Origin of the sequence: Enterococcus sp. AZ188 (assembly GCF_050544075.1) — a bacterium.
Classification (GTDB): Bacteria; Bacillota; Bacilli; order Lactobacillales; family Enterococcaceae; genus Enterococcus_D; species Enterococcus_D entomosocium.
In genome coordinates this window covers 672501-686468 of sequence record NZ_CP172943.1, presented here as the reverse complement: position 1 = coordinate 686468, position 13968 = coordinate 672501, and the positions used below count along the sequence as shown (strand labels likewise).

Annotated in this window: 14 protein-coding genes and 2 tRNA genes; 4 read left to right on the top strand and 12 right to left on the bottom strand. The window is 44.3% G+C overall.

The annotated features are described in order from the left end of the window. Positions 1-42: 42 nt before the first annotated feature. The 3 genes from IGI86_RS03150 to IGI86_RS03140 form a co-directional block, all read right to left on the bottom strand. On the bottom strand, positions 43-573 hold the full coding sequence (locus IGI86_RS03150; protein WP_140966288.1) for an HAD family hydrolase: 531 nt from the start codon (positions 571-573) through the stop codon (positions 43-45). 102 nt (positions 574-675) lie between these two features. After that, entirely contained in the window at positions 676-1536 is an 861-nt protein-coding gene (locus IGI86_RS03145) for a Cof-type HAD-IIB family hydrolase (RefSeq protein WP_413132748.1), read from the bottom strand. 8 nt (positions 1537-1544) lie between these two features. Beyond that, positions 1545-2375 (bottom strand): DUF72 domain-containing protein, encoded by an 831-nt coding sequence (locus IGI86_RS03140; RefSeq protein WP_016610430.1) that lies wholly within the window; start codon positions 2373-2375, stop codon positions 1545-1547. A gap of 88 nt (positions 2376-2463) precedes the next feature. Here IGI86_RS03140 and IGI86_RS03135 point away from each other — a divergent pair, with 88 nt between their 5' ends. After that, positions 2464-3432 (top strand): asparaginase, encoded by a 969-nt coding sequence (locus IGI86_RS03135; protein WP_086293338.1) that lies wholly within the window; start codon positions 2464-2466, stop codon positions 3430-3432. A gap of 50 nt (positions 3433-3482) precedes the next feature. On the opposite strand, the gene IGI86_RS03130 is transcribed toward IGI86_RS03135, so the two are convergent. The 6 genes from IGI86_RS03130 to IGI86_RS03105 all read right to left on the bottom strand — a co-directional run bounded on the left by IGI86_RS03130 (position 3483) and on the right by IGI86_RS03105 (position 10241). Next, positions 3483-4241 carry an acyl-ACP thioesterase domain-containing protein gene (locus IGI86_RS03130; protein WP_195266105.1) on the bottom strand — a complete coding sequence of 253 codons (759 nt, stop codon included), beginning with the start codon at positions 4239-4241 and terminating at the stop codon, positions 3483-3485. A gap of 15 nt (positions 4242-4256) precedes the next feature. Continuing rightward, complete coding sequence (locus IGI86_RS03125; RefSeq protein ID WP_140966230.1) at positions 4257-5087, bottom strand: fructosamine kinase family protein; 831 nt, start codon at positions 5085-5087, stop codon at positions 4257-4259. Between the two features lie 16 nt (positions 5088-5103). Next, on the bottom strand, positions 5104-5883 hold the full coding sequence (locus IGI86_RS03120) for a tyrosine-protein phosphatase (protein WP_195266107.1): 780 nt from the start codon (positions 5881-5883) through the stop codon (positions 5104-5106). Between the two features lie 159 nt (positions 5884-6042). After that, complete coding sequence (locus tag IGI86_RS03115) at positions 6043-7431, bottom strand: L-cystine transporter (RefSeq protein WP_008377011.1); 1389 nt, start codon at positions 7429-7431, stop codon at positions 6043-6045. Between the two features lie 345 nt (positions 7432-7776). Continuing rightward, positions 7777-9105 carry an aminopeptidase C gene (locus IGI86_RS03110; RefSeq protein WP_142962927.1) on the bottom strand — a complete coding sequence of 443 codons (1329 nt, stop codon included), beginning with the start codon at positions 9103-9105 and terminating at the stop codon, positions 7777-7779. A 119-nt stretch (positions 9106-9224) separates the two neighbouring features. Further along, positions 9225-10241, bottom strand: a complete 1017-nt coding sequence (locus IGI86_RS03105; protein ID WP_269924339.1) for an acyltransferase family protein — start codon at positions 10239-10241, stop codon at positions 9225-9227. Positions 10242-10405: 164 nt separating this feature from the next. Here IGI86_RS03105 and IGI86_RS03100 point away from each other — a divergent pair, with 164 nt between their 5' ends. Both IGI86_RS03100 and IGI86_RS03095 read left to right on the top strand, forming a co-directional pair. Further along, positions 10406-10795, top strand: a complete 390-nt coding sequence (locus tag IGI86_RS03100) for a GntR family transcriptional regulator (RefSeq protein ID WP_269924338.1) — start codon at positions 10406-10408, stop codon at positions 10793-10795. After that, positions 10792-12180 (top strand): hypothetical protein, encoded by a 1389-nt coding sequence (locus IGI86_RS03095; RefSeq protein ID WP_413132751.1) that lies wholly within the window; start codon positions 10792-10794, stop codon positions 12178-12180. The genes IGI86_RS03100 and IGI86_RS03095 overlap by 4 nt, the downstream gene beginning before the upstream one ends. Before the next feature lie 92 nt (positions 12181-12272). Here IGI86_RS03095 and IGI86_RS03090 read toward each other — a convergent pair. Continuing rightward, a tRNA-Asn gene (locus IGI86_RS03090) sits at positions 12273-12346 on the bottom strand. Positions 12347-12541: 195 nt separating this feature from the next. Here IGI86_RS03090 and IGI86_RS03085 point away from each other — a divergent pair. Further along, positions 12542-12614, top strand: a tRNA-Thr gene (locus tag IGI86_RS03085). 95 nt (positions 12615-12709) lie between these two features. Here the strand turns inward: IGI86_RS03085 and IGI86_RS03080 are convergent. Both IGI86_RS03080 and IGI86_RS03075 read right to left on the bottom strand, forming a co-directional pair. Then, on the bottom strand, positions 12710-12949 hold the full coding sequence (locus IGI86_RS03080) for a hypothetical protein (RefSeq protein ID WP_077454047.1): 240 nt from the start codon (positions 12947-12949) through the stop codon (positions 12710-12712). A gap of 358 nt (positions 12950-13307) precedes the next feature. Further along, positions 13308-13742 (bottom strand): universal stress protein, encoded by a 435-nt coding sequence (locus IGI86_RS03075; protein WP_140966225.1) that lies wholly within the window; start codon positions 13740-13742, stop codon positions 13308-13310. Positions 13743-13968 lie beyond the last annotated feature (226 nt).

The following is a 13968-nucleotide window of genomic DNA, read 5'->3' as shown; positions in this document are numbered from 1 at the left end:
TGCTGATAAGCAATCGGAACGGGCAACTGGCACGTTTCTGTTTTATTCTGACGATTCTTGGGCTTGCGCTTGTTTTTGCGCCAATTGGCGTTTGATTTCTGCCTTGATTCGCGGTTCAGGAGCATACCGTTCTTCCCAATCGCTCGGCTTCATGACTTTGTGGGTCTCAGGATCGTAATGGGGCTGCCCATCTGGGAAAAGTTTCCCCATGTTGGCTTCATGAACGATAGCCAAGATCGGCGCTGGATCGACCCCTAACAGTGAAAAAGAGCCATAGGTAAAATACAGCAGATCACAGAGCGCATCGACTTGTTCTACTAGGGAATCACTGACAGGCTGTTGTTTGGCCGCCAGCTTGGCTTGGGCTTGATCGATTGCTTGATGCAAATGCTCCAGACCTGATTGGAAGGTCTCTTCGTCATTGTTGCTGGCAGCATAAAGGAACTCAACTAATTCTTCAATTTTAAAACCAGCACGAAACTGGGCTTTTTCCGCTGAAAAAGCTTGTGGATATGGCGGTCGCGTTGGATCAAAGGTTTTATGAAACTCTTCCGTCATTTCAAATGGACTCATTTTACTCGCTTCTTTCTGCTTTTTCTAATGGTTCTGTTTCATGGTTCTACGCTGTCTCCTACGTTGCTTCATGGATTGGCTACACCTTGTTTATTTTTTTATTCAATACCTTGCTTGGGCATCCTCGGCAATAATCCCAAAATGGATCAAGGCTTTCTTGATGCCGTCATGATCGTTGGTGTCCGTCACAAAGTCAGCACTGGCTTTAGTGATAGGCTGGGCATTGCCCATCGCCACCCCGATTCCCACGCCTTCTAACATTTCCACATCATTAAAATGATCCCCAAAGGCCATCGCTTCTTCCATCGCGATCCCTTCATAGGCCAAAAACTCTTTGATGCCTTTGATTTTTGAACCGTTTTTCGGCACGATGTCAACAGAATAGGCATTGGATCGCTTAAAATCACATTGCGGCAGCTTGGAGCGTAATTTTTCGCGCTCTGATTCAGGGCTCAGCATAATACACTGATAGATGGGTTCTCGTAAAATGTCCAATGATTCATAGCGTTTGGCGTTGCGATTGGGACTGAAGCGCTGCAAAACTTTCTTTAAAAAACCGACGGGAAATTTTTTGGGCACATAGCGCAAATAGCGTTGCATGACGGGTGATTGGCTTAAACGGATCGTCAAGCTACCAGCCACCTGGGTTTCTCCGCCAAACATGACTTGACGGTAATTTTCATCGGCGTAGTCTACGATCGCTTCCAACGTTTGTTTTGGAAATGGTTTGGCATAAATCAAGTTTTCCTTCGTGTAGACATATTGGCCGTTATAGGTGATAAACATGTCTAACGACAAGTAATCGATCACCTTCTCTAAATCAACCGGACCACGTCCGGTAGCAATGCCGCAGAGGACGCCATTGGCTTGGGCTTGTTTGATGGCTTCACGGGTACTGGCAAGCGCCTTGCCGTTGCTGGCAATCAGTGTGCCATCAATATCAAAAAAGATTGCTTTTATCATATGACTCCTCAAAATAATTTCAGCTGATTAGGATTTAATGCTTCGTAATCGATCTGCAGCGCATCGATCAATGCGCGGGCATTGTCAGCGGCATCACGACCGGCATTATTATTGAAGACCACTGCGACTTCTTTGGCATTGGCTTCGATGGCTTGGACTGCGTGTTTTAACTCCGTTAGTTCGGCTTGGTCATAACGATACAAGGTTCGCAGATTTTTGGCATCTGGTCCCGTCGCTGTCCAGCCGCTGTCGTTGCGTCCATGAAAACGGCACAAGACAAACGCGGGATTGGTCACGGTTGGATCAAGGGGAATGGTAGTCGATAGCTTTTTCGGCTGATCAACAACTACTAAGGAAAACTGTTTTCGCTTCATATAATCGATCATTCCCGGATACAGTTTCGGCTGATACCAGCTGCTGTCTCTCAGCTCGATCGCCACTGGGTAGCCCGCAAACCATTCTCGCACTTGGTCTAAATAGGCGACATTTTCTTTCGTACATTTAAAGCTGTTGGGAAACTGGGCTAGTAGGCAAAACAGTTTGCCCGCTTCTACCATTGGCGCGATCGCTTCTTTATAAAGCTGCAGCGCTTCAGTCATGGTCAACTGATCTGGCAAATCCCCTTGGGTGGTCACACTTTGATGGACTTTCAACACAAAGCGGAAATTTTCGGGAATCTGGGTCAACCAATTGCGCACGTCTTTTTCTTTTGGCAAAAAATGATAGGTGGTATCCAGCTCAACTAACGGAAAATAACGGGCATACTCAAATAATTTCGAGTTTTTTCTTTGCACGAGACTGCCATGTTCACTAAATGTGGTACAACCAATTCGAATCATTTTTTCCCATCGCTCCTTGTTTTCTTATTTTAATAGTATACAATAGTTTTGAGTTAAGAGTAAATAAATCATTGCAGGTGATGAAAAAATGAAACGAATTCTCGTGTTGCACACTGGCGGCACCATCGCCATGAAAGAAGACACCCTGACTGGCGGCGTCAGCCCTGATGTCAGCAATCCACTGATGGATGCACCGATCCACATTGACGACGATGTTGAATTGATCGTCGAAGATATTTTTAATATTCCCAGTCCTCATATGACGCCAAAAGAGATGCTGCAGCTGAAACAACGTATCCAGCTGGCGCATTTAAGTGGTGTCGATGGGGTCGTGATCACTCACGGAACCGATACGCTGGAAGAAACAGCCTTCTTTTTAGATACCACGATCGGCGGTCAATTACCGATCGTGGTGACTGGTGCCATGCGCTCAAGTAATGAAATTGGCAGTGACGGGCTGTATAACTTTGAAAGTGCGATTCGGGTGGCGAAATCACCTGATGCCATAGGAAAAGGCGTCTTAGTCGTGATGAACGATGAGATCCATTCCGCACGTTATGTTACGAAGACCCACACCACCAATATTGCGACGTTCCGTACCCCGACATTAGGTCCGATTGGCTTAGTCACAAAGCACCGAATCTTGTTTATGCAAGAGCTGTTAAATAACCGCCATTTGGATGTTGATCGTGTCGACGGACTGTTTCCGATCGTCAAAGCCTATGCGGGGATGACTGGGGAATTGTTCGATGCTTTAGCCGACTCGCTGATCGATGGACTAGTGATCGAAGCTTTAGGCGCTGGCAATCTGCCGCCGCAAACCATAGAACCTTTGAAAAAACTGATCGCTAGAAACATTCCAGTCGTCTTAGTTTCTCGTTGCTTCAACGGAGTTGCCGAGCCGGTCTATGACTACTTAGGCGGCGGGATCGAATTGCAGGCTCTTGGGGTGATTTTCTGCAATAGCATCAATAGCCAAAAAGCCCGCATCAAATTGCTGATAGCAAAAAACCGTGGGTTGACCATGGATGAACTGCCTGATTTCATGGAGAATTAACCAAACAAAAACCCTTTTGCCATTCCGCTAATGGAGGCAAAAGGGTTGTTTTATTTTTCTCGCCAAGTAAAGATGGCTTCGCAGTAAGTATCCTCACCAATCTTGATCTCGTGGATCGTTTGCAGCGGCACAGCCTCGCCGGCTTCATCGACTGTCTTCTCATTGATTTGAAAATGGCTTTCGATCAAATGGCCGTAAGCCACTTCCCGATCAAAGCGGATCGTCACTTGTGTCACTTCATGTTTTGTTAAAAACTCATAGCCTAAGACGTCCATCAGCCAATTGAAATACATGGCATTGTTGACATGCTGATTGCTATCGATATCGTAGAAACGCACCCGATACGGCAAAAATTGTCCTTGTGTGATAGGGGTGATCTTCGGATAGCGTTTGATTCGCTTGATTTTTTCACTGCCAAAAGGCGCCACGATCTCATCTGGTACACTGCTGACTTTGCGCGTCTCCGGGTCCATCAACGCAAAAACCGCCTCGATTTTGACCAGTTCCGTTCCGTCTTCTGCCAATAACCAAAAGTAACGGTAACAGAAAAACTTATTGTATTCTCTCGCCTGGGTCGCCACTTGGATCTGCTCCCCTACGCGCGGCAAACGAGTCACCGTTATGTGATAGCTGGTAATGATCCAGGTCAAGCTATAACTAGCGATGACTTCCGGTCCGCGGTTTAACGCCGCACTTTGTTCTTCTGATGTCTTGATGGCGATGCCTAGCATGGCTGGAAACGTCATCGTTTGGTTGATATCACATTCATAATACGCCACTTCATGCGTGGTTTGATACTTTGCTGCCATAGTTCTAATTGCCTCCTAAAAACGACTCAATAGTTCATCGACATTGGGTCCATAGCTTTCGCCAAATTGATTCAAATGGACCAATAAATAATACAATTGATACACTGGCAGTCGCTCTTGCCAATCCTCATCTAATGGGTAGACTTCTTGATAGCCTTCCAAAAATTCCTGACGAAAACCGCCGAAGAGCTGGGACATCGCAATATCCATTTCTCGATCCCCATAAGCGACTGCCGGATCAAGAAACACTGGTTCTCCTTGTTGATCGAATAGCACATTCCCCCGCCAAAAATCACCGTGCAATAAAGCAGGTGTGACGCTGCGATCACGCCAATTCTCATGCAAAAATTCTTTCAAACGCAGATAAGCGGCTTCCCGTTTGGCATGCCAGCGATTACCTAGCTTCGCTAATTCGACTTGCACATCCAAACGGCAGACTGTGTAAAAATCAAGCCAATCGGTGGTTTTCGGATTGACTTGCGGCAAAAAGCCGATGTAATTGTCTTCGTAAAACCCAAAAGACTCCTGCGTCTGCTGATGAAGCCGAGCTAAGCTTTGGCCTAAGCGTCGCTGCTGTCCTTCCCCACCATCGATCCATTCCATCAATAAAAACGCCCCCTCTTCGGTCTGACCGAGACGTTCGATTTTTGGCACTCGCACGAAAGGGGCTAATTCAGCTAAGCCGTTGATCTCTGCTTGAAAGAACATCGATGAAACATGAGGATGGGTCTTTAAAAAATAGCGATTTTCTCCTGTAGTGAAACGATACGTTTGATTGACATCCCCACCACTGATGGGCGTCAGCGAGCCGGTCATCCCGATTGCTGCGAACAATGCTTCCTCCATACGGATCTCCCTTTCTTTACTCAGTCAGTTGGGCAGTCAAAAACGCTTGTTCCTCTTTCGTCACCCCTAGTCCTTGCAGAAGATACTGATCGACCGAACCGAAATGCTGATCGATCGCAGCTAAACTTTCATCAAGAAAACTCTCTTTGGCACTCATCAAAACCGTGATCGCCGTTAACAGCTCTTGCGGCAAATGCTGGGTCATTGGAGCAAATTTTTCTTTTAGCATTGGGGCTAGATAACGATTGGTCGCTAAATAATCTTCTTTGATCGTCGTTGGTGCCACTGCCAACACATGTAGCAATAAAAAAGCGCCAAAGCCTGTGCGATCTTTGCCGGCGGTACAGTGGAACAAGGTTGCTCCTTCGCCTTCCGCATTGGCGATCACATGATCAAAGAACTGCCGATATTGTTGGCGGGCATAGTCGCTTTCAACAAAGTGACGGTAGACTTTTTTCATCTGCTCTTCGGCATCTTCCCCATCTTCCAAGCGCTGCTTCAAGCTTTCTGGCGACAAGGAAACCATCGTTTCGTCTTCTTTAAAAATAGGTAAAAAAAGCTGCTTTGCTGTGGCGATCGGTCGATCAGGTTGTGCATTGGCTTCAGCGATGGAGCGAAAATCAATGACCTGATTGACCCCATAGTTTGCCAGTACTGCTTGATCTGAAGCAGTCAATTCATTGATCGCTGCACTGCGGATCAATTTTTTTCGTTTGATCGTCGTGCCGTTTGTCGTTTGATAGCCGCCAAGTTCTCTGACGTTTGCTGCTCGTTCTAGTTGAATCAATTGTGTCATTGCTTATCCCTCCCGCGATGTTCTAGTTAAAAGTATAGCAGAAACTTCGCTATTAAGGGCACTGAAACCTAGATTTTTCTATGGGCTGAGCTTTAACGGACAAAAAAAAAGAAAGACCACACGCAGTCTTTCTTTGCTTTCGCTTGTTACGAAACGTTTCTATTCGGCTTCGATCACGGCGGCAGAATCATCTAAGATCGAACGATCCAGTTCGTTGATACGGCTGCTGGTCACCATTCCGGCAACCATACTGTCGCTGACATTAACGAGTGTCCGTGCCATATCGATCAATGGTTCAACAGAAATAACTAAGCCTACGATGGCGATCGGCAAGTTCATTGAGCCTAAGACAATCAATGAAGCAAAGGTTGCGCCACCGCCGACACCGGCAACACCGAATGAGCTGATCGTAACAACTGCAACTAGCAGCAGGATAAACTGCCAATCAAAGACATTGATCCCAACCGTTGGTGCAACGATCGTTGCCAACATCGCTGGATAAACACCCGCACAGCCGTTTTGACCAATCGATAAACCAAAGCTGCCTGCAAAGTTAGCCGTGGCTTCATCAACACCTAACGCTTTGGTTTGGGTTTCAATGTTCAATGGCAAGGCACCCGCACTTGAACGAGAAGTAAAGGCAAAGCTCAAGACTGGAAAGGCCTTTTTGAAATACGTCACTGGATTGACCCGAACAGCGATCAGCAATAATGAATGAACGAGTAAGACCAAAATCAAAGCCGCATAAGAGGCGATGATAAATTTCCCTAAGTTCAAGATGGCTTCAAAATCACTTGAAGCTAATACGTTTGTCATCAATGCCAAAACGCCATAAGGTGTCAGGCGCAAAACTAACGTGACGATACGCATCACGATTTTATATAAGCTGTCCATCAAATTCGCAAAAGTTTCCGCTTCTTTTGGTGATTTACGTTTGACACCAAGAAAGGCGATCCCAACAAAGGCTGAGAAAATCACGACCCCGATCGTACTTGTCGAACGAGTACCAGCAAAGTCGGCGAAGACATTGCTTGGGATGAAGGAAACGATTTGTTGTGGGATCGATAGATCTTGGACTTGTGTCGAACGTTCCGCTAATTCTGCGATCCGCGCTGTTTCCGTTGCCCCTTCGGTAAAGCTGGCACCGTCAAGACCAAAGACCATGACCATCACGATCCCGATCAAGGCAGCGATCGCCGTTGTCCCTAGCAAAGTCGCAAGAACCGTAAAACTGATCTTCTTGATTTTTTCGCTTTCTTTCATCTTGGTGAAAGCACCAACGATCGAAACGAAGATCAAGGGCATGATCAGCATTTGCAAGAGGGCCACATAGCCACTACCGACCATCGTGATCCAGTCAAGAGCTTGCGTGACAACGTCAGAGCCTGTCCCAAAAATCAGCTGCAGCACACCACCAAAAACGATCCCGACGAACAACGCCGCAAAGACCCGCGTTGAAAACTTCAGATGACGCTTTTGCAATAAATAGAACCCATAAATAAGGGCAGCAAAAAGTAGAACAACAATAATAGTTAACAGATTTGTCATTTGAATCCTCCTTTTGTTCAATAAACATGACAAAGTCTGTCAGAGGAAGTAAAGGTTCCCAGTGACCATTCTTCAACAGTTCACTCTAATGAGACGTGTGGCATCATTAGTGACTATTCCATTTTAAAGAAGTTTGCTTCATCTTACAATAAATAAGTTTCCAGTTTTCTGCGATGGTACCGCTTTTTTTTCAGAAAATAAAAAAAGAACCGTTACCACACCCCCATGCTGCTAGGATTTCTGCTTTCCTAACAGTTAGATTGCGGCAACTGGTTCGTTATTTTTTCATTTCGTCTTTTTGAAAAATTTCAGAAAATATTCAGGCAATCATTAGAAATTGCTGCCTTACGCCAAAGCCCCCATTGGATCCCAAGGTGCTAAGACCGTTGGTTCTGCTTCAAAGGCAGCCAATTGTTCAGCTGTCAGGAATTCTTTGCGAACCACGATTTGATAGGTGTATTCATCCATCCATGCATCGCTCATGACGAAGAAGCCATTCGTTCCGACTTTTTCCCCCCAGCTGTTTTCGACTTTCCATTTGGTTGATTCGCCATCGATCAAGTCAACACCGGTCAAGACCATCGCATGGGTCATTAAGCTTTCGCCAAAATCTAAGCGTTCTGCTTTGGTCATCGTAAAGTCGATGTCAAATAAGTCGTTGATATCATACGCATCTAATGCCATGATCCCAGTATCTCTGGTAGAAGATTGACCGACATCACAACCGAACCACACGGACTCCCCTTGTTCCAATTGAGCGATCGCTAATTTTTTGAAGGTCGGCATATCGACGTTCAAGTATTTGACTTCTTTGCCACCAACCACGTTGCCTAGCATTTCTACGGTATACGATTGATTGTAAGGTTTGTCGGCAGTTGGTGCGTTGATGATGCTGACATAATCGTCAAGGTCAACACCAACATATTTTTCATAAAAGCTTTGTGGTGTTAAGTTGCGATCAATGTGATAATTTTTGTCTTCATCACGGTATTCAAAATCAAAGGTTTCTGGCGGTGTGCCTAAAGAAGTCGCTAAGAAACGATAAATGTCTTCCAACATCGCTTCTTTGGCTGTTTGGATGTCTTCAGCTGTTTTGCCTTCGGCTACTAGCTGACGCAAAGCAACCGCATCTTTACGCAGTTTTTTGTTTAAGTAATTGTTTAGGTCACGAGAATTAGAAGAGTTGCTGCTTTCTGGCATGACCGCTTTTGGCACGACACCATATTTTTGGAAAATCGAAACGATCATGTCCCATTGCCCACCATCTTGTTGTGGGGTTTGCAACAAGAAAGCAACTTTGCGACTTGTCAAAGGCTCGTTGGCAGTTGCTAAAATATTTTCATAGAAATAGTTGGCTTTTTCGTATTTGTCCCAAAAAAAGGTATGGTTTTGCGACAATTCAAATTCTTTTAAATTGAAATCATTCAGCATCTTATGACGGAATGTATTCAATGCGGCAAACATCCAGCAGCGACCTGATTGTTTTTGGTTTGAGACTTTCCCTGTTGTCACATCGACTGAGAAAACCGGCACATTGTTGACTTTTGCTGACACGTTTTCTGCAGAAGCGGTGATCCCATTTTTCACAACACTCCGTTGCAGTGCCGTTTGTTTATTGTTGTCTTGATACGCTTGCGCAAAGGCAGCGGTGGTCTTTTTTGAAATTTCTGACATATTTCTTCATCCTTTCACTTTCCGTTCCTTCCATTTTACGCCTCTGCCTCTCAAATAACAACCGCTCCTAGAAAAATGAAAGGATCATCTTTCTAAGAGCGGTTGCTCGTATCAAGGATTTAAAGGGTGAGCATCAAAAGCAAAAAGCCAAGTAAAACAAAGGAGAGTCCTCGTTCAAATCGTGCATACAGGAAGCGGATCGGGTGACTGGCTAGCAAGATCGTCAGTAAAACACTGGCTAACACCAACGTCACAAAGCCTAATACCGATAGATTCAAGTCGGTGATCGCTAATGCCCGCAAGCCCTTGATGAAGATCCCTTGTAAAAGATAAACCAGCAGAGTGTTTTTGCCCCACTTTGTAAAAAACAAGTGCTCTCTGGGCACGAGGCTCAGAAAGCCGATGATCCCCATCAGCCCGATCACGAAAAAGACCGCACGCAAGGGACCGCCGAACAACGGATAGCTCAAGTAATCGTCATAAGGCTTGGAACCAAAAACCATGTACTTGTTCATCCCATGAAAAAACGCGATAAAGGTGTAGATGATCGGTAAGAAAAGCAAACTGATGGTCCGAATCTTTGGTTTCAATAAAAAGCGCATCTCATTTTTGGGAAAATAAAACCCGATGATGAAAAACGGCAAAAAGACAAAGGTCCGCTGCAAGGTCAACACTTGATTTAAAAACGGCACGTAGCCAGCGAAGATACTCAAGCCGATACTCAGCAAGATCGCCTGCTTTTTAGACATTTTTTGAAAGACTAACAGCGAGAGCTGCCAAAAGAACATGCTAAGCAAAAACCAAAGTGCCCATTGCGGATTCAACAGTTGGATTTTTAACGACTCCCGTAGACCGATCAACCAGTAATAGACGGTGTAAAACACCTGAAAGAAGACATACGGCAGCAAGAACTTTTTCATCAGCTCACGAAGCTTGTGTCCCTTCGTCAACGGTTTGGCAAAGTACCCAGCCAGAAAAACAAAAGCTGGCATGTGGAAAGTGAAGATAAAATAATATAGGTCATGATAAAACTTCTGATCGCCGATAAAAGGCTGTAGTAAGTGACTGAAGACGACCAAGATCATCAGTAAAAATTTTGCATTATCAAAGTAAGCCGTTCTTTGCGATTGGCTCATAAAAAGTTCCTCCTCTAAGTTGTATCTGTCAAAGGATACCTGATCCATGAAACAGAACTGTAACAAGCTATTTACTTTTTTCTAACGATTCTTGTTCATTTGATTACTAGTTGCTATTTTGTATCGTTTGTATTAATATATATAATACAAAGGAGCTGTTTTCGATGATATTTGATATTCAAACCCAAAGCAACCAACCCATCTACCAGCAGTTGCAGGAACAGATCATTGTCGGTATCGCAAAAGGCGATTTGGCCGCTGGCGAATTGCTGCCATCCGTCCGTCAACTAGCCGAAGAGATCGGCATCAATACCATGACGATCTCAAAAGCCTACAATTCCCTCAAAGAAGAAGGCTTGTTAGTCACAGATCGCCGCAAAGGAACCGCCGTTGCCGCGCCACCACCGTTTACTTCCGGACAAGAAGCGGAGTATCGCCAAAACTTGCAGCTACAGCTAGCAACCGCTCTCTTACACGGCAAAAGCAAGCAAGCGCTTTTAACGGATGTTCAACAACTGCTGGACCAATTTCCTGAAAGGAATGAATGCAAATGACTTATCTTTTTTTCATTATTGCCCTCGTCCTCTGTGGGACGACCGCCTTTGGTTTACGCTTGATCAGTAAACCCCACAAAAATGTTTTACTCGAAAATACCCTTGCCCCTGAGCATCTGGATGATCCTAGCGTCCACAGCTTGATCACAGAATTTCGCAAGCGTATCTTACAAATCGTTGGTACATTTAGTGTAGCAAGTCTCCTTTTTTTGTTCAATTTATCTGACTCCATCATCCTTACCCTATTCTGGCTTTATATGGCCGCTTTGTTGGGGACAGCTTACTTGGTACAAGTGCATTACATCGGAAAAATGCGGCAATTGATCCTTGCCAATGGATGGGAACTACCCATCGATCCGATTCGGATCGACACAAAACTCGTTCAAGCCAAAAATAAACGAATGCTGCCGTGGTATAGCCTCGTTCCAGCGGGGATTTTGTTAATGATCAGTTTGTACCAAGCATGGCACTTGCCTGATCTTTCTACAGGATACTTGATGGGCGGTGTCTCCTTAGCAATTTTTGCGCTCTTCATCTATCTCTGGGTGATCATCAGCCGCTTACCCGTTCGCGGGATCAGCGGTGATTCAGCTATCGACCAGCACATCAATGATTTAACAAAGCGCTATTGGTCCTTATTGATCGCTGTCACTTGTACCATTACACTGCTCTTGTTGACTGTTCCGCTGGCGTCCATGTCCGCTACTGGAGCATTCAGTACTATCCTCTTACTTCTCTTTGTTGTTTTGGTTGTTTTCTTGATCGTCTTTACCTTCTTCTTGTTGCTAGATCTGCGTAAAAAACAAGATCAGCTCTTAGAACCAGCAGGACAACCGCGCTATTATGGTGAAGATGCTTACTGGCGATATGGTTTTTACATCAATCCTAATGAAGCGCGACTGTTCGTTCCTGACCGTGTTGGGATGAATATCGGCATCAATCTTGGCAAACGCAGCGGACAAATCGTCGCAGGCATCACCGCTGTCTTCTTACTTGTGTTAATGGTCGGTACCATCATTCCAATGTACCGCTTAGATTTCGCTCCTGATGCGATCACCGGCGAAGTGCAAGGACAAGAAGTCACCTTTGATGCACCAATGACCGGGAAAACAACGGTCTCTTTGGCAGATATAGAAACGGTGGAATTGATCGAAGCTTTGCCATCGCCTCGTGTTCGTACCATGGGTGTAGGAACCGCCAGTTACCAAATCGGTAAGTTTACCGTTGCCGGTGATCCTGCCAGAATGTTCGTGGACATAAACTCGACACCTATTTTAAAAGTCACCACCAAAGATGGCCCAACCGTTTTTTATACAAATAAAAAAGCCGCCGAAACGACGGACTTATATGAGGAACTAGTACAGAAGATTTCCTCAGCAGAGTAAGTATTCTGGAGAAAAAACTGGGGAACCCATTATCCCCAGGCTATCCACAATCAAAAAAAAACGACCTTCCGAAACGAAGGTCGTTTTTGATACTCCGGCAGTAGGACTCGAACCTACGACATCATGATTAACAGTCATGCGCTACTACCAACTGAGCTATGCCGGAAGAATCTATCTGTACTATACCAAATAGTCAGATAATTTAGCAAGAGCAAAAATCAATTTTTTGTTCCTTTTTTTTCAAGAAAATCCCCTTTTAGAAACTTCCCTTCCCGCAAAGTGTTTTTCTCAAGAAATATCCGAAAATCTGATTGACAAAGCAGCGCCTTTACGGTATTCTATATCTTGTGTTAAATAACACGCCGCTTTAGCTCAGTTGGTAGAGCGCATCCATGGTAAGGATGAGGTCGACGGTTCAAGCCCGTCAAGTGGCTTTGGTAGGACAACGTTTGTCGGACGTTGTCTTTTTTTGTGCGTCTAATTCCCCAAATATAGCGATATTTTCTTAACTTAATCATTCGTATTGCCCCTAATTCCCTGCGATATACAAAAGAAATAAGATCGTAAAACCCAATAGTAGGACAGATACAACGGCTTTCACCATCCTCGCTGCATCTTTAAATTTAAACAAGAGCGTATATAGATTGATAAAGTAAATGATCGACAGAACTGCTTCTTGGGAATATTCTTTTACTTGGATCAAGCCTAACCATATAATCAGCAAAAGAATCGAAAAAACAACCAAATAGTTTTCTTCTAGATGCTTCATTTCATTCTCCTTTCCAATGATAAACATTTGCAACCAGCTGAATCATGGAAACTCAGTAAATTATCAGCCCCTCTCTCCAATACTTTTCCTACATCCTTTGCTTATTAAAAGTGTAACAAACTATCTTTTCTAACGGTCAACCTAGTTCAATTTACCTAAATATTTTTTTGATAGAACGACGAAAAGACGTTTTCAATCGTTACTCACAGCTCCGTTTTAGGCACTTCTTTTTTACAACAAAAAACCCGCTCTCCTAAAGCTAAGAGAGCAGATTTTTCAACTAAACTGAATTTTTTTGAAAGGAGATGCCTGGTGTTAACTTAAAAAATAACATATTTTTTCCGTATGATTTAAATTTTTACTTCACGACCAGCACTGTACATTTCGAATGATTGACGACATAATCGGTGGTTGAGCCCACGACAGCTCGGGTCAATGTGCCTTTACCAGTTGCACCGATAACGATCAAATCAATTGGATACAATTCAGTCGCTGCATGAATGATAAAACGTTTTGGATCGCCGACTTCAACGATCACCTCAACATCTTCCACCCCATGTTGATTGGCATCATAGATTTTTTTCAACATATCCGTTTCCACACGTAATTTTTCTTGATCAAAAATTTTCGCAAAAGCATAGGCACTTGTGGATAACTCAGCATTGTTGATAACAGAGAGGACATACAATTTGGCTTTGTTCCTATGACAAATCGCGAGTGCTTCTTGGAACGCTTTTTCTGACTGATCCGACCCATCTAAGGCAACAAGTACATTTTGAGAATTACGTAACATCCAAATCGCCTCCTTTTCTTTATTTTACCACAAAAAATGGAAGCGTTACAAAAATGACGAGATCTACTCTTAAGAGACCTAAAACTTCCTTTAAGATTTGTGAATGTCCTTACTTGGTTCCGCAATTATGCAGTAAAATAAGGAGAACAATGATTCGAGGTGAAAGAAATGCGCTCTTTTTTCCATGCTGCAGTCACTGTGCTCTTGTATTTAGGGCTTTTCTTGC